19 protein-coding genes and 1 pseudogene are annotated in these 17,926 nt (G+C 69.8%); 9 read left to right on the top strand and 11 right to left on the bottom strand.

All coding sequences use genetic code 11. From position 1 onward, the window contains the following. Positions 1-24 precede the first annotated feature (24 nt). Positions 25-1,359: an MFS transporter gene (locus OG953_RS19045; RefSeq protein WP_405685628.1), complete on the top strand. Its 1,335-nt coding sequence runs from the start codon at positions 25-27 to the stop codon at positions 1,357-1,359. A 78-nt stretch (positions 1,360-1,437) separates the two neighbouring features. Here OG953_RS19045 and OG953_RS19040 read toward each other — a convergent pair whose 3' ends face one another. Continuing rightward, positions 1,438-2,022 carry a Uma2 family endonuclease gene (locus tag OG953_RS19040; RefSeq protein ID WP_405685626.1) on the bottom strand — a complete coding sequence of 195 codons (585 nt, stop codon included), beginning with the start codon at positions 2,020-2,022 and terminating at the stop codon, positions 1,438-1,440. A 100-nt stretch (positions 2,023-2,122) separates the two neighbouring features. Between OG953_RS19040 and thpR the strand changes: the two genes are divergently transcribed. Further along, entirely contained in the window at positions 2,123-2,695 is a 573-nt protein-coding gene (thpR, locus tag OG953_RS19035; protein ID WP_405685625.1) for an RNA 2',3'-cyclic phosphodiesterase, read from the top strand. Between the two features lie 230 nt (positions 2,696-2,925). On the opposite strand, the pseudogene OG953_RS19030 reads toward thpR, so the two are convergent. The 3 genes and pseudogenes from OG953_RS19030 to OG953_RS19020 form a co-directional block, all read right to left on the bottom strand. Continuing rightward, positions 2,926-3,396, bottom strand: a pseudogene (locus tag OG953_RS19030) (alpha/beta fold hydrolase); the annotation flags it as partial. A 167-nt stretch (positions 3,397-3,563) separates the two neighbouring features. Continuing rightward, the gene (locus tag OG953_RS19025) at positions 3,564-4,226 is read right to left on the bottom strand and encodes a response regulator (RefSeq protein ID WP_405685624.1); all 663 of its coding nucleotides are present in this window, start codon (positions 4,224-4,226) and stop codon (positions 3,564-3,566) included. Further along, a complete protein-coding gene (locus tag OG953_RS19020) occupies positions 4,223-5,350 on the bottom strand; it encodes a sensor histidine kinase (protein WP_405685622.1) in 1,128 nt (375 codons plus the stop codon). Before OG953_RS19020 ends, OG953_RS19025 begins: the two co-directional genes overlap by 4 nt. A gap of 195 nt (positions 5,351-5,545) precedes the next feature. Between OG953_RS19020 and OG953_RS19015 the strand changes: the two genes are divergently transcribed. Further along, a complete protein-coding gene (locus tag OG953_RS19015) occupies positions 5,546-5,986 on the top strand; it encodes a DUF6223 family protein (protein ID WP_405685620.1) in 441 nt (146 codons plus the stop codon). Positions 5,987-6,299: 313 nt separating this feature from the next. Here OG953_RS19015 and OG953_RS19010 read toward each other — a convergent pair whose 3' ends face one another. After that, a complete protein-coding gene (locus tag OG953_RS19010; protein WP_405685619.1) occupies positions 6,300-8,579 on the bottom strand; it encodes a peptidoglycan recognition protein in 2,280 nt (759 codons plus the stop codon). A 196-nt stretch (positions 8,580-8,775) separates the two neighbouring features. Then, complete coding sequence (gene pip, locus OG953_RS19005) at positions 8,776-9,744, bottom strand: prolyl aminopeptidase (protein WP_405691920.1); 969 nt, start codon at positions 9,742-9,744, stop codon at positions 8,776-8,778. A 73-nt stretch (positions 9,745-9,817) separates the two neighbouring features. Between pip and OG953_RS19000 the strand changes: the two genes are divergently transcribed. The 4 genes from OG953_RS19000 to OG953_RS18985 all read left to right on the top strand — a co-directional run bounded on the left by OG953_RS19000 (position 9,818) and on the right by OG953_RS18985 (position 12,560). Further along, a complete protein-coding gene (locus OG953_RS19000; RefSeq protein ID WP_405685618.1) occupies positions 9,818-10,312 on the top strand; it encodes a hypothetical protein in 495 nt (164 codons plus the stop codon). Between the two features lie 103 nt (positions 10,313-10,415). Further along, positions 10,416-10,871 (top strand): MarR family winged helix-turn-helix transcriptional regulator, encoded by a 456-nt coding sequence (locus OG953_RS18995; RefSeq protein ID WP_405685616.1) that lies wholly within the window; start codon positions 10,416-10,418, stop codon positions 10,869-10,871. Continuing rightward, on the top strand, positions 10,868-11,737 hold the full coding sequence (locus OG953_RS18990; protein ID WP_405685614.1) for an ABC transporter ATP-binding protein: 870 nt from the start codon (positions 10,868-10,870) through the stop codon (positions 11,735-11,737). The genes OG953_RS18995 and OG953_RS18990 overlap by 4 nt, the downstream gene beginning before the upstream one ends. Further along, a complete protein-coding gene (locus tag OG953_RS18985) occupies positions 11,697-12,560 on the top strand; it encodes an ABC transporter permease (protein WP_405685612.1) in 864 nt (287 codons plus the stop codon). The genes OG953_RS18990 and OG953_RS18985 overlap by 41 nt, the downstream gene beginning before the upstream one ends. A gap of 84 nt (positions 12,561-12,644) precedes the next feature. Here OG953_RS18985 and tnpA read toward each other — a convergent pair whose 3' ends face one another. Then, complete coding sequence (gene tnpA / locus OG953_RS18980) at positions 12,645-13,178, bottom strand: IS200/IS605 family transposase (protein WP_405685610.1); 534 nt, start codon at positions 13,176-13,178, stop codon at positions 12,645-12,647. A gap of 23 nt (positions 13,179-13,201) precedes the next feature. On the opposite strand from tnpA, the gene OG953_RS18975 reads away from it, so the two are divergent. Beyond that, on the top strand, positions 13,202-14,488 hold the full coding sequence (locus OG953_RS18975) for an RNA-guided endonuclease InsQ/TnpB family protein (RefSeq protein ID WP_405685609.1): 1,287 nt from the start codon (positions 13,202-13,204) through the stop codon (positions 14,486-14,488). Here OG953_RS18975 and OG953_RS18970 read toward each other — a convergent pair. Then, the gene (locus OG953_RS18970) at positions 14,415-15,557 is read right to left on the bottom strand and encodes a catalase family protein (RefSeq protein WP_405685608.1); all 1,143 of its coding nucleotides are present in this window, start codon (positions 15,555-15,557) and stop codon (positions 14,415-14,417) included. The two genes, OG953_RS18975 and OG953_RS18970, sit on opposite strands and share 74 nt — an antisense overlap. A gap of 408 nt (positions 15,558-15,965) precedes the next feature. Between OG953_RS18970 and OG953_RS18965 the strand changes: the two genes are divergently transcribed. Next, entirely contained in the window at positions 15,966-16,643 is a 678-nt protein-coding gene (locus OG953_RS18965; protein ID WP_405685606.1) for a GAP family protein, read from the top strand. Positions 16,644-16,688: 45 nt separating this feature from the next. Here OG953_RS18965 and OG953_RS18960 read toward each other — a convergent pair whose 3' ends face one another. From OG953_RS18960 to OG953_RS18950, 3 genes are read right to left on the bottom strand one after another with little or no spacing between them, the layout of a single operon-like run. Next, positions 16,689-16,895 carry a hypothetical protein gene (locus OG953_RS18960; protein ID WP_405685604.1) on the bottom strand — a complete coding sequence of 69 codons (207 nt, stop codon included), beginning with the start codon at positions 16,893-16,895 and terminating at the stop codon, positions 16,689-16,691. 37 nt (positions 16,896-16,932) lie between these two features. Next, positions 16,933-17,112, bottom strand: a complete 180-nt coding sequence (locus tag OG953_RS18955; protein ID WP_405685602.1) for a DUF397 domain-containing protein — start codon at positions 17,110-17,112, stop codon at positions 16,933-16,935. Continuing rightward, positions 17,109-17,885: a helix-turn-helix domain-containing protein gene (locus OG953_RS18950; RefSeq protein ID WP_405685601.1), complete on the bottom strand. Its 777-nt coding sequence runs from the start codon at positions 17,883-17,885 to the stop codon at positions 17,109-17,111. The genes OG953_RS18955 and OG953_RS18950 overlap by 4 nt, the downstream gene beginning before the upstream one ends. Between the last annotated feature and the right edge of the window lie 41 nt (positions 17,886-17,926).

Here is a 17,926-nt window from a genome sequence, read left to right as displayed (position 1 = left end):
ATACGCCCGAGGAGGCGAACCCTTTTGAGTACGGGATCCGGAGCAGACTCCGCCCCCGCACCGACTTCCACCCACGAGAGCAAGCCCGGCGGGACCTTCTCGTCGCTGAAGATCCGTAACTACCGCCTGTTCGCCACGGGCGCCGTGATCTCCAACACCGGTACCTGGATGTCCCGCATCACGCAGGACTGGCTCGTCCTGAGCCTCACCGGGTCCGCCACCGCCGTCGGCATCACCACGGCCCTCCAGTTTCTTCCGATGCTTCTCTTCGGCCTGTACGGCGGCGTCATCGCCGACCGCCTCCCGAAGCGGAAGCTTCTTCTCGTCAGCCAGGCGGCTCTCGGCCTGTGCGGGATCGCCCTTGCGGTGCTCACGCTCTCCGGTGTCGTCCAGGTGTGGCACGTCTACCTCATCGCGTTCCTGCTCGGCATGGTGACGGTCGTCGACAACCCGGCCCGCCAGGCGTTCGTCGCCGAGATGGTGGGTCCCGCCCAGCTGCGGAACGCGGTCAGCCTCAACTCGGCGAACTTCCAGTCCGCCCGGCTCATCGGCCCCGCCGTCGCGGGTGTCCTGATCACCACGGTCGGCAGCGGCTGGGCCTTCATGCTCAACGGCCTGTCCTTCGCGGCCCCGCTCGTCGGCCTGATGCTGATGCGTACGAGTGAGCTGCACAAGACCACCGTCGTGCCGCGCGCCAAGGGGCAGCTGCGGGAAGGCCTGCGCTATGTCTCCGGCCGCCCCGAGCTGATCTGGCCGATCGTCCTGGTCGGCTTCGTCGGCACGTTCGGGTTCAACTTCCCGATCTGGCTCACGGCCTTCGCGGACGAGATCTTCCACGGTGGCGCCGGGATGTACTCGTTCTTCAACATCCTCATGGCGGCCGGCTCCCTCGCCGGCGCCCTGCTCGTCGCCCGCCGCCGCTCCTCGCGGCTGCGGACACTGGTGGCCGCCGGCACGGCGTTCGGTCTGCTGGAGATCGTCGCCGCCCTGTCGCCGACCGTCTGGCTCTTCGCGATCCTGCTGGTCCCGATCGGCATGATCGGCCTGACGACCAACATCATCGCGAACACGAGCGTCCAGATGGCCGCCGACCCGGCGATGCGCGGCCGGGTCATGAGCCTGTACATGATGGTCTTCGCCGGTGGTACGCCGGTGGGCGCCCCGATCGTCGGCTGGGTCAGCGACGCCTACGGGGTCCGTACGGGCATGGCGGTCGGCGGTGCGTTCTCACTGGTGGCCGCACTGGGCGTCGGTTTCATGCTGGCCCGCGTGGGCGGCCTCCGCCTCAAGGTCGACCTCCGCCCGGGCCGCCCGCACGTGCGGTTCGTCCCGCGTGAAGAGCTGGCCACGGCGGCCTGAGGGCCGGCCGCGAAGCACGTGCCACGGGCCCCGACCGGTATCGACCGGTCGGGGCCCGTGTCGCGTACGGGGCCCGTGTCAGTCGCGGGGGAACTCGCCCGTCTCCAGGGTGAGGCCCACAAGGGTCGCGGTGAGGTCGATCGGGGTGCCGAAGTCCAGGCTCAGCACGCTGCGGTACTCGTCGTCCTTCGGGAGCGTGTGGAGATGCCACGTGCCGGTGTACGGGTCGACGATGACGTACACGGGTACGCCGGCGGTGGCGTACGTGGCTTTCTTCGCCCCGTAGTCGTTGGCGGCGGTGTCCTTGGAGATCACCTCGGCCACGAACTCGATGTCCTGGTAGCGCCAGCGGCCCTTGGAGTCCTTGGTGGCGTCCTCGGCCAGGGCGACGACATCGGAAGCGAAGCCGTTGAGACGGCCCGGGAAGTCGATGCGCACATCGGACTTCAGCCGCTGTCGCGGGTACCTGGCACGCAGTTGCTCGACGATGTCGAAGATGACCTCCCAGTGGGTGTCCCGCTGCGGCGACATGTAGATGTTCCCCTCGACGATCTCTACCTTGAATCCCTCGGGGGTGGGCTCAAGCCACTCGAACATCATGTCCAGAGTGCGCTCGTCGCTGCTGTCGGCCATCTCGATCCTGTCGGTGTCCACGACGGTCATCGTGCCGCTCCTCCCCGCTGCCGCACGGGCGCGGGCAGCCGCGTAGTACAACGATACGCACGGAGACGAAGACACGCCGTTACGGTGCGACACTCGGCCCATGAGCAGCCTCAGACTCTTCGTCGCCGTTCTGCCGCCCGCCCCCGCCCTCCAGGAACTGGGCCGCGCCGTCGCCCCGCTGCGCGCGCTTCCCGGTGCCGGGAGACTGCGCTGGACCGGTGAGCCGGCGTGGCACTTCACGCTCGCGTTCCTCGGGGCCGTGGACGAGGGGCTGCTGCCCGAGCTGCGGGTGCGCCTCGCACGGGCGGCCAGCCGCACCGAGCCCTTCCCGCTGCGCCTCCACAGTGGCGGCCGGTTCGGTGGGCGGGTGCTGTGGGTCGGGGCCGCGGGTGAGATCGACACGTTGCGGTTCCTCGCCGAACGGGCCGACGCCGCCGCCCGCCGCACCGGCATCCCGATGGAGCAGCACCGCCGCTACAGCGCGCACCTCACTCTCGCCCGCAGCCGCACCGAGGCCGACCTGCGCCCCTTCGTCGAGGCTCTCGGAGGCTTCGAGGGCACCCCGTGGGAGGTCGGCGAGCTCGCCCTCGTACGCAGCAACCTGCCGGTCGCCGGGGTGCGGGGCGAGCAGCCGCGGTACGAGGTGATCGCATCCTGGTCGCTGGGTCACTGAGATGGGCGGTTACGCTCGGAGGGTGGACTCGAAGACCAGAAACCGCATCATGGCCGCCGTACTCGTGCTGATGTTCGTCGTCGTCGCTGTGGCGTCCGCCGTCGGAGCGTGACGCGGTACCCCGGTAGGCCTCGTTGCAGGAGGCCGGGGCCGCGCTGATGGCCCTGCCCGCAACCCCGCGCCATGGGCGCGAGCCCAGGCCCGTCGCGTCCGACGCGCACCCCTCCGTCTCAGGCGTTGACGGCCGGCGCCGTCTCCTCGGCGAACGCCTCCGGGTTGTCCAGCATGATGTTGTGCCCGCAGCCCGGGATCGCCACGACCCGCACCCCGTTCTCGATCAGCGCGTCCTCGCCGGGCAGCGGTCCGTTGTCCGGGGGGCGCAGATACGTGCGCGGAATCTTCAGGTCCAGCAGTAGCTCGCGCATCGTCGGCGTCGTTCCGCGGGCGAGATGCACGGCGGTGCGGTGCAGTGCCTCGGGACCCGCGAGTCGCATGGTCGCCCACCAGTGGGGCCCCACCCGGTCACGCACTTCCTCCAGGCCGCCGGCCAGGAACTCCTCTTCCGTGTACCGGGCGAGGCCGCTGCTGCCCGGCCTGACCGGGTCGGGGGCGACCGGGTCCAGATTGGCGTCGACCAGCACCAGCCGGGCCACCAGCTGCGGGTGGCGTGCCGCGAGCACGATGGCCACCGCGCCGCCCATGCCTGAGCTGGCTCGGGGAGACGCTCAAGGAACTCGACGCCTCGCTCCGACCCGGACTCACAACGGGCCGCCGCCGCCCTCGCCCCCGAACGGGGACGGGGCAGCGGCGGAATCAGGTTGTAGGTAAGAGGTCATCGGCGGGCAGGCCTGCACCCCGACCGCGGATGTCAGGAGCTGCGTGGGGTCACCAGGCCGGATTCGTAGGCGAGGACTACGAGCTGACCGCGGTCACGGGCGTGGAGTTTGGTCATGGCCCGGTTGATGTGGGTCTTCGCGGTCATCGGGCTGATCACCATGCGGTCGGCGATCTGGTCGTTGGACAGGCCCTGCGCGACCAGGGCGACGGCCTCGCGTTCGCGGTTGGTCAGCTCTTCCAGCGCCGTTTCGGTGCCGGTGTCGAGCGGCTGGGTGACGTACCTGTTGATGAGCTTGCGGGTGATCGAGGGTGCGAGCAGGGCGTCGCCGCGCGCGGCGACGCGTACGGCGTGCAGGAAGTCTTCCGGCACGATGTCCTTGACGAGGAATCCGGCAGCGCCGGCGCGCAGCGCGTGGAAGACGTATTCGTCCAAGCCGTAGTTGGTCAGGATGACGACGTGCACCTGGGCCAGGGTCGGGTCCGCGGCGATGCGCCGGGTCGCCTCGATGCCGTCGATGACCGGCATCTGGATGTCGATGAGAGCGACGTCGGGCAGGTGTTCCCTGGCCAGAGCCAGGCCCTCCTTCCCGTCGGCGGCCTCGGCCACCACCCCGATGTCGTCTTCGAGGTCGAGGAGCGCGCGGAATCCGCTGCGAATGAGCGGCTGGTCGTCGACCAGCAGGACACGGATCACGACATCTGATCCACGGGGAGTTCGGCCTGGACGGTGAAGCCGCCCTGGCCGCGCGGTTCGGCGCGCAGCCGGCCGCCGAGGGCGGTGACTCGTTCGCGCATGCCGAGCAGCCCGACACCGGGCGTCGGGGCGGTGTCCGGCGCGGCCTTGCCGTCGTCATCGATGCGTATCGCGAGGGCGTCCGGACGGCAGTTGATCCGGACCGACGCCGTGGCGGCGTCCGCGTGACGGGCGATGTTGGTGAGCGACTCCTGAACGATCCGGTAGACGGTCCGGTCCACCGCGGCCGGCACGTCGTGTCGTCGTCCTTCGATCGTCAGCGTCGTATCCAGGCCGATGGAACGGGCCCGTTCCACCAGTTCCGGGACATCGTCGAGCCCACGCGGCGGGGTCGTCTCGTCGTCGCGTAGCGCCCCCAGGGTCGCGCGCAGCTCCCGAGTCGCCTCACGTCCGGCCGCCTGGATCGCCAGCAGAGCCTCCGACACCTGTTCGCCACGCCGGCGGGCCACGTGGACGGCGACTTCGGACTGCACCTTGATGATCGAGATCTGATGGGTGAGCGAATCGTGCAGCTCCCGCGCGATGTGCAGCCGCTCCTCGTCGGCGCGGCGCCGCGCGGTCTCCTCCCGGGTGCGCTCGGCCTCGTCCGCCCGCCGCTCGGCCTGCCGCAGCGCCTCACCCGCGGCCCCGGCCGCGACCAGCCAGGCGATCTCCAGGGCACCGCGCGCCTGCGCGAACGCCTCGCCCGTGTCGTGCAGGCCCGAGGCCAGGGCCGCCAGGGGCAGCGTGGCCAGCACAGCCACGCTCGCCACCACGGTGACGGTGCGGTGTCCCTCCCGTACGGCCGCGTACACCGCGAACAGGAACGCGACGGCGGGCACGTCGAAACCGGCCGCCTGGTACCCCACCGCGCACAGCCCGGTGGCGGCCACGACGGGAACGGGAGTCCGGCGGCGCCGGACGAGCGCCAGGCCGCCGGCCGCCAGCAGCGTGCAGCCGAGCAGGGCGGGGCCCGTGCCGGGGTGCCGCCCGGACAGGCCGGTGACCAGCAGCGTCGCAGCCACGCCGACGGCGATCGCCCAGTCCCTCACACCGGCCGGGACACCGGACCATCCTGTGCTCATGCGCGCACCCTAGCCGGATGCGGCCTCGGGCGAGTCCCGCTCGCGGACGAGTGACCGGCTACCACGTACGCAGTACGTGCGCGGCGCCTGCGGCGTCCGCGGCAGCGCGAAGTGTCCGCGTCCGCCGGACGACCGGAGGCGGGTCAGGCGGACATGCTCGGGTGATCCAGTTCCCGTGAGGAGAAGGAGCACCTCATGCCAGTCCGCACCGTGCTTGCTGTGGCCGGAGCCGCCCTGATCAGCGGTCTCGCGCTCGCCGAACCGGCGGCCGCGGACCCCTCTGTCCAGCCGGTCGCCGCAAGCGTCTACACCCTGAGCGCCGGCCGCATCGGATCCTCCTTGGCCGCACTGGTCGGCCTCCTCGGCGCGGTCAACGGCGGCCTGGCCCTGGCCCGCCCCACCGGTCAGGGTCACATCGGCACCTGGGCCCGGCGGAACGGGGCCGTCACGGCTCTCGTGGCGGGTCTGATCGCCGTGGTCGTCGGCGGGTCGGTCGCGGCCACCGCCGACGGTGGTCTCGGCACCGGCAACGGGCTGGGCGGCGCCTACGTCGCCATGCTGGTGGGCCTGATCGCTGTCACCCTCGGTTGGCTGGCCCGCTCCCGCTCCCGCTCCCGCTCCCGCCGAACCGGCTGACCGAACCGTGAATCCTCTGGAAGGCCCGGCTGTATGCGGCGGTGGCTGGTGATGGCCGCATGGTGATGGCCGCACGATCGTTGGCGCGGCGGTCCGGGCCTGTCACGAGCCGCACGGTCGCCGGATCAGCGCTGTCGTACCCAGAGCCCGGCGCGACCGTGACGCCGGGCGTTCGTGGCCCTGCCGGGCCGCACGTGCTCTTGCCTGGAGCGGACTCGAAGCAAGGGGGACCCCGAACGCGCTCTGCCCCCGGCGGAGTGCCGGGGGCAGAGCGTCATGCGGATGTCTTACGCGGATGCTTCGGCTGCTTCGGTCACTTCAGGTACACGATGCCGTCGGTGGTGACCGTCGGCCGGCCCGATGTGGCCACGACGACGATCTTGACGGTGTGCTTGGCGCTGCTCGACCAGCTCTTCGTCCACAGCGCGTCGCGGTACTTGGTGGTGCTGGACTTCAGATCCACCGTGGACACCTTCACGCCGTCCACATAGACGTACACCTGGCCGGAGGTGGCAGCCCTGGAGGCCACCAGGGCGACCGAGCGGCCGGTGAACGTCCAGCTCAGGCTCGCGCTCTTCGACGAGCTGGAGTACGACTTGCCGCCGAGGTAGCTGGGCGAGGACTTCGTCGTCCAGGTGCCCGTCTTCGTCGCCGAGCTCTCCTGGACGATGACCGGCGTGCCGGAGACCGATGCGGCGGCGGTGTTGCCCGCCTGGTCGTACGCGGTCATGGCCCAGCCGGTCGCGACACCCGACTTCGCGGTGTGCGAGGCGCTGGTGGTCGTCGGGCCGTAGGTCTTGGCGAGGGGGGCGGTGAGCCTGACCTCCTTGAGCGAAGCGGCGTCGGTGGCCTTCCACTTCAGGGTGATCGGGACGGCCGTGGTGTTCACCGTGCCGGTGCGCAGGGCCAGGTTCGGCTTGGTGGTGAAGGCGGGCGCCGTCTGGTCGGCGACCACGGTGGCCGCGGCGGACGTGGTGACCTTGCCCGACTGGTGGGTGGCGCGGACCTGGACCTGGTGGCTGCCGACGGCGAGGGTGGCCTTCGCGGAGGTGGCGGTGCCCGCGGTGGTGGCGACGGACTTGCCGTCGACCAGCAGCTCGTACTTGGAGATGAACGCGCTCGGGGTGGTCGCCGACCAGCCCACGGTGACCGTGGACTTGGTGTAGTACGTCGTGCCCGAGAGCCCGGCGCCGGTCACCGACTTGATGGCCAGTCCGGTGACGGGGCCCGCGGCGAGGCTGCGGATCGCGGGCAGCTGCCCGTACAGCTTGGTGCCGGGGCACTGGGTGTTGAAGCCGTCGCGGTGGCCGGAGATCTGGTTGAAGGTGTACTTCGTACCGGTGGTGTACTTCGTTCCGGCGTAGTTGCTGCCGGTGGCGCCCGCGGTGAGCATGGTGCTGCCCGCCGGGTTGCCCTTGTACTGGCCGAGCTTCCACGCGGCGATCCGGGCCACCGAGGTGGTCACCGCACTCGGGGCGGCCGAGTCCGTGTACGTGCCGATGACCGAGATGCCGGTCGACTCCCGGTTGAAGCCGTAGGTGTGCGCTCCGAGGACCGGCCGGTCCACGCCGCCCTTACGGCCCTCGAAGATCTTCCCGCACTTGTCGACCACGAAGTTGTAGCCGAGGTCCTTCCAGCCGTTGCTCTTGACGTGGTACGCGTACAGGCCGCGCACGATCGCCGCGGAGTCGGCGCACGAGTAGGTGTTGGTCTGCGCGGTGTGGTGGACGAAGACGGCCTTGACGGCGTCCAGGTACTCCGGCGCCTCCGGGCTGATCGACTCGTCGGCACCCCAGCCCGCACGCGAGGTGATGGGCGGCTTGGGCACGGTCGACGGCGGCGCGGGCGGCAGGGTCTCGGCCGGGGACGAACTCGCGGACGGCGAAGGGCTCACGCTCGCCGGGGGGGTGGGCTCCTCCGTGGCCGTGTCGGAAGGGCTCGGTGACGCCGGGTCGGACGGTGTGACCTCGGCGGGCGGTTCCGTGATGTCGCTCGGCGCGGGCGGCTCGGTTGCGGCCGGGTCCGACGGGTCGGGGTCGGTCGTGGCATCGGCTGCGGGGATGTCGGCGGCGAATGCGGCCGGGTCCGCGTTCAGGGTGCCGCTCCGGCCCGGGTCCACGGTGTCCAGCCGCAGCCCCGCGGGCAGCTTCGCGGAGACCTTGCCGCCCGCGTTGACCCGTACCTCGACACCGTTGGACGGGCCCACCCAGCGCGGCTCGGTGCTCCCGCGTACGCCGGACCGGCCGGCCTCGGTACGCCCGTCGATATCGGTGTCCAGCGGCAGCCAGGACGTCCAGTTCCCGTTGGCGGCGGACCTGGCCCGTACCTCCACGGCTCCGGTGACCTTGGCCGCCGGGTCGGTCCAGGTGATGCCCAGCATGCTGAACGGCTTGGTGTCCCGCTTGCCGAGGGTGGCTGAGGTGCCGTCGCCGTCGACCTTCAGCGCGGTCGCGTGCACGTCGGTCTTGGCCGGGCCGGACTTGGCGTCGGTGTCCACCGAGGAGTTGCCCGTCACCCCCTCGAAGACCAGGACGCCCGTCACGGCGGACGTGGCCAGGGCAGCCGTGATCCAGATTCTTCGCTTCGATCTCAAGTCGTACCCCACGGATGGTTTCGGACATCGGCTTCGTCAGGCGCTGTGTCCGGCGACAGCACTGGCTCATGACGAGACCGGTGGGGGTACGAGTGCTACCGCGCATACAGCGGAGACACAGCTTGCCACGCCACTCCGGCAAACGGACCCCTACCCCGCCCCTGTTGCCGTCGGGCGCCACGAATTCCGCTTCCGTTCACCGCCTGGCGAACCGGTCCAGCGCCGCCAGCACCGCCCGGCTCGTCGCCGGACCGCCCAGATGCCCCGCGCCGCCGATCACGGTCAGCTCCGCGTCCGGCCACGCCTTCGCCAGCTCCCACGCGGTGATCAACGGCCCGCCCAGGTCGAACCGTCCGTGCACCAGCACGCCCGGAATCCCCGTCAGCCGCCCCGCGTCCCGGATCAGCTGCCCCTCCTCCAGCCAGGCGCCGTGGGAGAAGTAGTGCGAGCAGATCCGCACCAGCGCCTGCTGCGCCCGGCCGGGGCGCCCGCTGTACGGCGGCGGTCCGGTGTACGTCTCCTGGGAGAGCACCGCGTCCTCCCAGGCGCACCAGTCGGCCGTCGCCTTCTCACGCACCCCGGCGTCGGCGCTCTCCATCCGCCGGGCGTACGCGGCGAGGACGTCCGGGGTCGCGTCCCCCTCGGCCTCCGGCACCCCCGCCCGGAACAGGTCCCAGGCCTCGGGGAAGATCCGGCCCGCGCCCCGGTACAGCCAGTCGATCTCCGAGCGCCGCGTCGTCGTGACGGCCGGGATCACGATCTCGGAGACCCGCTCCGGGTGCTGCTCGGCGTACGCGAGGATCAGCGTCGAGCCCCAGGACCCGCCGTACAGGAGCCAGGTGCCGATCCCGAGGTGGATGCGCAGCCGCTCCATGTCGGCGATCAGCCGGTCGGTCGTGTTGTACCGCATGTCGGCGGCCGGGTCGCTCGCGTGCGGGGTGGAGCGGCCGCAGCCCCGCTGGTCGAAGAGGACGACGCGATAGCGGTCCGGGTCGAAGTACTGCCGGGGCCGCTCGGTGCACCCCGACCCCGGACCGCCGTGCACGACGAGTGCGGGTTTGCCCTCCGGGTTGCCGCACGCCTCCCAGTACATGAGGTTGCCTTCCCCGACATCGAGCATCCCGTGCTCGTACGGCTCGATCGGCGGGTACTTCTCGTCGGGCATACGGTCCACGGCGGTGGCTCCCTCGGCTCGGCGGGCAAAGTGGTCAGCGTATGGCGGGCGTAGCCTGATTGCCGTGAATTCCGCACCCCGGGTACTGGCCGTACTCGACGACCTGCTGACCGCCGCCGCCCACGACGACCGCGGTGCGCTGTGGCAACTGGCCGAGCGGGGCCGGGAGCTGGATGCCAATCTGGTACGGCTTCCGCCGGGCGCGGAGGTAGGTGAGCATCAGGAGGATGTCCTGGACGTCCTTCTCGTCGTCGTCGCGGGCAGCGGCCGGGTCGCCGCCGGGGACGGCGAGCTGGACCTGACGCCGACCACCGTCGTCTGGCTGCCCCGCACCTCCCGCCGCGCCCTTGCCGCGGGGCCGGACGGTCTGGCCTATGTGACCGTTCACCGCCGACGCCCCGGCCTGACCATCAAGTCCTCGGTCGCGCCCCCGGCCGGGTACGAGGGCGGCGAGGCGCCCTGCATGCTGGACCGGGTCTGCCCCGGGTGCGGGCGGCTCTCGCAGGACCCGGAGCCGGTGTTCTGCAGCCGGTGCGGCGAGCGGTTCGCCGGCCACTGACCGCGCGGGGGTACTCCGGTTCCACCGAGATGGCGGGCGCCCCGTTTCCGTACGGGCAAAAACGGCAGGGACATTAGCTCTCGTACAGAGTTAAAATGGACAAATGGTGGCGGGTGATCTACCTGATGAGCTCGCCGGACTTCTGCCCCGCATCCAGAGGCTCGCCCGACGGCGGCTGTGGAGCGGCCTGCCGGCGCCCCGGCTGCGCGGGGCGCACGCCGAACTGCTGCGGCTGGCGGCCGACCGACCCGGCATCCGCGTCTCCACGGCCGCACACAGCCTCTGTCTCGCGCCCAACTCGGTCAGCACCCTGGTGAACCACCTCGTCGCCGAAGGACTGCTGCGACGGGAGAAGGACCCCGGGGACGGGCGGGCCGCGCTGCTGCATCCGACCCCCGCAGGGATCGGGAGGCTGCACGACTGGCACGCCCGTCGCGAGGCGCTCTTCCGCGAGCACCTGGCCGGGCTCGACGCGGCCGACCGGGCGGCACTCGCCGCCGCACTCCCGGCTCTGCACAGACTCGCCGCCTCGCTGCGCGAAGGGGATGAGACCGCGTGACCACGGAAACCGCCCCCGCCCTCAACTGCACCGGTCTGAGCTACAGCTTCGGCGACGCGAAGGCCGTCGACGGCCTGGACCTGCTGGTCGGCCAGGGGGAGGTGTTCGGCCTCCTGGGGCCCAACGGCGCGGGCAAGACCACCACGATGCGCGCGATCACCACGCTCCTGCCCGTACCGCCCGGCGTCATCGAGGTGTTCGGCCATGACGCGGCCCGGCAGAAGATGGCGGTACGGCGCCTGCTCGGCTACGTACCGCAGCAGCTGTCGGCCGATGCGAGCCTCACCGGCCGGGAGAACGTCCAGCTCTTCGCCCGCGTCTTCGACGTGCCCCGCCGCCAGCGCGCCGCGCGGGTCTCCCAGGCGCTGGACGCGGTCGGCCTCGGCGATGTCGCGCACCGGCTCGCCGCCACGTACTCCGGCGGCATGGTCCGCCGCCTCGAACTCGCGCAGGCCCTGGTCAGCGCGCCCCGGCTGATGATCCTGGACGAGCCGACCATCGGCCTGGACCCGATCGCACGGGACAGTGTCTGGGACCGCATCACCGAGATACGGGTCGGCACCGGCATGACCGTGCTGGTCACCACCCACTCCATGGACGAGGCCGACCAGCGCTGCGACCGGCTCGCGCTGATGCACCTCGGCAGACTCCGCGCGCTCGGAACCCCCGCCCAGCTCAAGAGCGAGCTCGTCGCCCACCGCCGGGAATCGGGCGAGACGGGCCTTTTGCCACCGTCCCTGGAGGACGTCTTCCGATACCACTCCGGAAGCGGACTGAACGACCCCGGTTCCGCCGCGGAGAACGAGGAGAGAGGAGCGTTCCGAGATGTCCGCCGTACCCGTCGCACCGCATCCCGCCTCGGCTGAGTCCGTCCCGCCGGATCAGCGCTTCGCGCTGCTGCTGACCCCGCCACCGCCCCGCACCGGCTGGCGCGTCGTCCCCGCGCGCGTCACCGCGATGTGCGTCGTCGAACTGCAGAAGCTGCGCCACGACCGTACCGAGATCTACACCCGCGCCGTCCAGCCCGCGCTCTGGCTGCTGATCTTCGGCGTGACGTTCTCCCGTATCCACGCCATCCCGACCGGCGGCGTCCCCTATCTCGACTTCCTGGCGCCGGGCATCATCGCCCAGTCCGCCATGTTCATCGCGATCTTCTACGGAATCATGATCATCTGGGAGCGGGACTCGGGCGTCCTCACCAAACTCATGGTCACGCCGACGCCCCGGACCGCCCTGGTGACCGGCAAGGCCTTCGCCGCCGGGGTGAAGGCCGTGATCCAGGCGGCGGTCGTCATCGTGATCGCCGCGCTGATCGGTGTCGGCATGACCTGGAACCCGCTGCGGCTGCTCGGCGTGGTCGTGGTGGTCCTCCTCGCCTCGGCGTTCTTCTCCTGCCTGTCGATGTCGATCGCCGGGATCGTCCTGACCCGCGACCGGCTGATGGGCATCGGCCAGGCCATCACGATGCCGCTCTTCTTCGCCTCCAACGCGCTCTACCCGGTCGCCCTGATGCCCGGCTGGCTCCAGGCCGTCAGCAAGGTGAACCCGCTGACCTACGAGGTCGACGCCCTGCGCGGACTGCTCATCGGCACCCAGGCACACCTGGGCCTCGACCTCGCCGTCCTCGCGTTCGCGGCGCTGGCCGGGATCGTCGCCGCCGGTTCTCTGCTGGGCCGCCTGGCCCGCTGAGCACTGCAGAGCTGTCCGGGGTTCACCGGCTGTTCGGTGATCAGCTCGCCTCGTCGAGAGGGAGCGGCGAGGGGCGAGGGCCTTCTACCTCTGGTCTTGGCCAGTGCTCCGCCCTTCAGGGCGGGGGTGAAGGTCATCCTTGGCCCGGAGGCGCAGAGCGCCGGAGTGCTCTGCGCCTCCGGGGTGAGGTCGGACGGGGCGCTGCTGGTTTTCGATGTACTGCTTGACGACGGTCAGGGGTGCTCCGCCGCAGGATCCGGCGAAGTAGGAGCCGGACCAGAAGTGTCCGCCCCACAGGTACCGGCGTACATGTGCGTTGTACTCCTGGCGGAGCCTGCGGGAACTGACGCCCTTGAGGGAGTTGACCAGTTTGGAGAGCTGCACCTTCGGCGGGTAGTGCACGAGCAGGTGGACGTGGTCCTGTTCGCCGTTGAACTGTTTCAGCTCGGCCTTGAAGTCGGCGCAGACCTCCCGCATGATCTCTTCGGTGCGGGTCAGCATGGCGTCGGTGAACGCCTTCCGCCGGTACTTCGTGACAAAAACCAAATGAACATGCAGGTTGTAGACAACATGGCGACCGGTTCTGACATCGGGATTAGGGTTCCAGCGCGGTGACATAAACCAATGCTATGGTCTCGATCGTGAGTCAAGACACCGTGGTCAAGCGGCAGTTCGGGCATCGTGCCCGGCTTGCGCTGTCGCCTGCCGAGGTGTTGAGGACTGATGGCCAGGCGCACGCGGCCCGCACCATGTGGAACCTGCTGCACGCCTGGTGGCAGATGATGCCGAAGGAAAAGCGGACTCTCGGACACGCGGATGCCGCCGTACGACAGGCCCGCAAGGACATCGACTTCCTTGCTGTCCTTCCCGCGCAGGCCGCGCAAGCGGTACTCAAGACGTACTTCCAGGCGTGGAAGAACTGCTGGGAGGGCCGCGCCGACGCCCCGAACTTCAAGGGCCGGTTCCGCACGGTGATGTCCGTGGACGTCCCTCAGGGCCGGGACCTGAACATCGTGCGCGTGCACCGCCGCTGGGGCATGGTCAACATTCCCAAGGTGGGCCGGGTCCGCTTCCGGTGGACCAAGGACCTGCCCGTGGGCAAGCGTGCAGGCGCGGAGAACCGGATCACCGGGGCACGGCTGGTCAAGGACGCGCTCGGCTGGCACATCGCCTTCCGTGTCCAGACCTTGGAGGTCAAGCCCGAGCCCCACCAGGGGCCGGACGTCGGCATCGACGTGGGCATCACCGTGCCCATCGCCCTCTCGGACGGCAAGACGTACGAGCACGGCGAATGGCTGACGGAGAAGGAGAAGGCCAGGCTTCTGCACCTGGAGCGGCGCGCCGCGCAGCGCAAGCAGCACCGCAAGCCCGGCGAGCGCACCAGCCGCCGGCTGCACCGCACCTACGACCAGATCGCAGGACTCCGCGCGAAAGCCAAGCGCCGGGCCCTGGACTGGCAGCACCAGACGACCACCGCCATCGCCCGCACCTACGGCACCGTCGTGGTCGAAGCACTCACCATCACGAACATGGTCAAGTCGGCCAGGGGAACCATCGAGGAGCCAGGGAAGAACGTTGCCCAGAAGTCCGGGCTGAACCGCTCCATCAGCGGGGAGGCATGGGGCCGCACCGTCACCCTGCTGACGTACAAGACCGCCCGGCTCGGCGGCACCCTGCACAAGGTCCCCGCCCCCGGCACCTCCCAACGCTGCTCAGCGTGCGGCTTCACCACGCCCGGCAACCGGGAGAGCCAGGCCGTGTTCGTGTGCAAGAACCCCGACTGTGGCTGGTCGGGCAATGCCGACCACAACGCAGCCCGGAACGTCTTGCACCTGTACCGGATGGGCCTCGCGCTCATCCCGGCTGCCGGGAGGGCAGTCGCAGCACCTCGTCGGCACTGCGCGGCTCCGTGCGCTCTTGACGATTGAGCTGGTGGCGCACGATGGAGGAGCGGCGGTAGACCTCCTTGCGTGCGCGCATGATGCTGCCGAGGGGCGCGTGCGCGGCGGTCACCCGCCACGGAGTGAAGGAGAGCGCGTCCATCCTCTTGAGGTTCTCCTCGTCGGAGATGTCCTGCTGCGGGAGGCGCAGCCTGGCCACCGTGACGAACGGGGAAAGCTGCTCGGGCCACTCGACGGTGACGTCCTCGACCGGCATCCGGTCCAGGCCGGTGCACAGCTGGACCTGGATGTCGAACGCGTAGGGCCTTTCCTGCAGTTCGGAGACCAGAGCCGGCCGGAACACCTCTGCCGCCGATGTCAGGTCGATGGTGCGCCGGACCACCGCTTCGGCGGAGGAGGGGGCGGGGGCGATACGCACCTTGGCGATGTGGTCGCCGTGCCGGACCGCGCCCATCGTCCAGTAGGTCGACAGCAGAACGTTCACCGAGGGCGGCTGCGACACCCTGAGGAACGCCAGGAACTCGTCCCACGCCCACTCGTCCTGCTCCAGGGTGCCCTTTCCCGTCACGAAGTCGCGGTAGAAGCGATGCCGGCCGGGCGCACCCTGGGCGAAATAGGCGGGTGCTTCGAGGAAGAGTTCCTGGATGAACAGGTAGTGCTCAACGGTGTTGCAGAAGAAGACCGGTGCGTTGATGAGGGCGTAGTCGAAGGTGCGGGTGTCGGGCTCGTCGTCCAGGAGGGTCGGACCGTCGATGTCGAAGATCTTGAGAGCCAGCCCGGTCGCACGGCCGAGCCGTGCGTCGGCTCCGGCATGCGGAGAGCCGTTGGAGAACCGCATGAGGGCATCGTGGCGTCCTGGCGTCGCGTAAATGCCCTGGGCGTACTCGGCGGGGAGCCGGTCGAGGATTTCGATTTCTCCTCTGACGAGTCCGTAACCCTTGGCGTGCGCGTCACGCACCGCGGCGCCGGTGCCTTCGGTCGTGACCGATTCGGTGATGTACCGCTCGGTCTTCCCGATCACTGTCCGCAGCTTGTCGTCGAAGTCGGGCTCAGCGGTTTCGGCGTCCTGCGTGTAAGGGATGAACCGTGATGGCATGAATCGGCCGTTTCTCATCGGCAGCTCCGCTCGTAAGAGCGGCGCCTCGTACTCCGGGCCGACCCGTACGACGCCACATCGCTGCCTGACGACAGCCACGACGTTCGCGGGCCCAGGCCCTGCTCATAGTCAGCGTAGGCACGGGTGGACGGCTGCCGCGCGTTGAAGGCGGCCGTCTCCGGGTCGGGCAGGTCGGCGCGAAGAACTGTCCGCAGGGCCGCTCGGACGCGGTCGTGGCTCGCTTCTCGTCCGTCGGTGTCGCGCGGCCCGCCGATGCGGTCGATGATGACTGTTGAGAGGTTCTCCAGGTGCTCGGCGAACGACGGAGGAGCTCGCGGGGGCTGGAGACGACGACCGGGGCCGGGCCCGGTCGGCCGGTTCATCCCTGATCGCCGCCCGGAGGGCGCCATGGGTAAAGTTCTCGGCGATGTCCTGGGTCTGGCGGCTGGTGTCGCGATCAGCCCGCTCCCGATCATCGCGATCATCCTCGTACTGGTCACGCCCCGAGGGCTGCTCAACGGGCTGCTGTTCATCGTCGGCTGGGTCGTGGGGCTTTCGGCACTGGGTGCGGTGATGCTGGTGATCGGCGGCCCCGGCGGTGCGTCCGCCCAGCATCATCCGGCCACCTGGGTGGGCGGCCTCAAGCTCGGGCTGGGACTGCTCCTTGTGCTGTTCGGTGCCCGGCAGTGGCACCGGCGCCCCGCCCCCGCCTCGGAGGCGCAGCTTCCGAAATGGATGGCCGCGATCGACCGCTTCACGCCGGTCAAGATCGTCGGCCTCGGGCTGGCCCTGTCGGCGGCCAATGTCAAAAACGCCCCGCTGACCATTGCGGCGGCGGCCTCCATCAGCTCGGCCGGTCTCCCCCCGGGGCAGCAGATCGCCTCGCTGGCAGTCTTCGTGGTCATCGGTACCCTCGGACTGCTGACCCCGCTCGCAGTACTGCTGTGCATGGGGGAGCGGGCGACGGCCGTGCTCAGCGGCTGGAAGGACTGGACCGCCCGGCACAACGTCGCTGTGATGGCAGTCCTGTTCTTCGTACTCGGGGCGAAACTGCTCGGAGACGGCATCGGCATCCTCGTCTCCTGACCGCAGCATCTCCTGACCGGCGACCACGCACTGCCGGACCTTCGGTCACGCCTGTCGCGTGCGCGGCCGGTCGAACCAGATCGTCAGCAGCGTAGGTACGAGCCCCACCCAGAACAGCACCTGCGGAACACTCCGGCCCGTCCACGGCACCGCCGCGATGGCCACCGCGCACAACGTCCCCAGCACCGCCTGCACCAGTACCAGCCGCGCCCGGAACATCCGCCGCAGCAACGACCGCACACTCAGCTGCACGCCTGCGCGCAGCTTCCGGTAGCGCCACCACGCGGCCCTACTGCGCGGCGTACGTGAGGAAGTCGGCCCAGGCGGCGGGGGAGAGGGCGAGGGCGGGGACGGTCAGGTCCTTGGAGTCGCGGACGTGGACGGTGTGGGGACAGGTGGCGACCTCTACGCAGTTGCCGCTGTTGTCGCCGCTGTAGCTGCTCTTGATCCAGTTGAGGCCGGTGTTCATAGGTCTTTCGCCACCTGTTCGATCACGTCTCTGGACTCTTCGGGGCTGAGGGCCTGCGCCCGCAGAATGCCATATTTCCCGAACAGGTTTCCCAGGGCTGGTTGTTCGCTGACGAGGAAGTTGCAGCCCTGCACTTCCAGGTAGGCGAGCTGGCGCCGTTCCTTGGTCTCCAGCAGAACGAACGGGCCACTGAGACCGGCATGAGTCTGCCGACGTGGTGACATCACCTGCATCTGCACATGTCGTAGCTTCCCGACCTCCAGGATGTGGTCGAGCTGTTCCTTGTGTACCCGACGACCCCCGATGGGGCGGGTAAGAGCGGCGAGTTCCAGGACAAAGCCGATGTCCGGAACGGGCTTTCGGGACAGGAGCCTCTGGCGTGCCAAACGGGCCGCGACTCGACCCTCGACCTCATCGTCGTCGACGGGTGGGTAGCCGCTGCCCAATACGGTGCGGGCGTAGCCCTCCGTCTGCAACATCCCGGGCACGACGTGAGTCTCGTACTCGTGCCTGGCGGATGCGGTGATCTCTTCCTCGGCGAACGGCTCGAACCAGGACGCCAGATAGCCGAACGTCAACCCCTCGCCTGCGGCCTTCAGTGCACCGTGTGCACCCAACGCGCAATCTGCCTCCGCGATGAATTCGTCCTTGGGAGGCCGTTGCCCCCGTTCGACCATCGCCACCTGTGACTTGGAATAGCCGATCTTCAAGCCGAGGGCCTCCTGCGAGAGCCCGGCCCGTTCACGGAAGAAACGCAGCATTTTGCCGAACATTTCGGCGTTGCTGCTACCACGACCACTGGAGTGCACAATCT

Origin of the sequence: Streptomyces sp. NBC_00057 (genome assembly GCF_045041165.1) — a bacterium.
Classification (GTDB): domain Bacteria; phylum Actinomycetota; class Actinomycetes; order Streptomycetales; family Streptomycetaceae; genus Streptomyces.
This window is presented reverse-complemented; position numbering and strand designations above follow the sequence as displayed.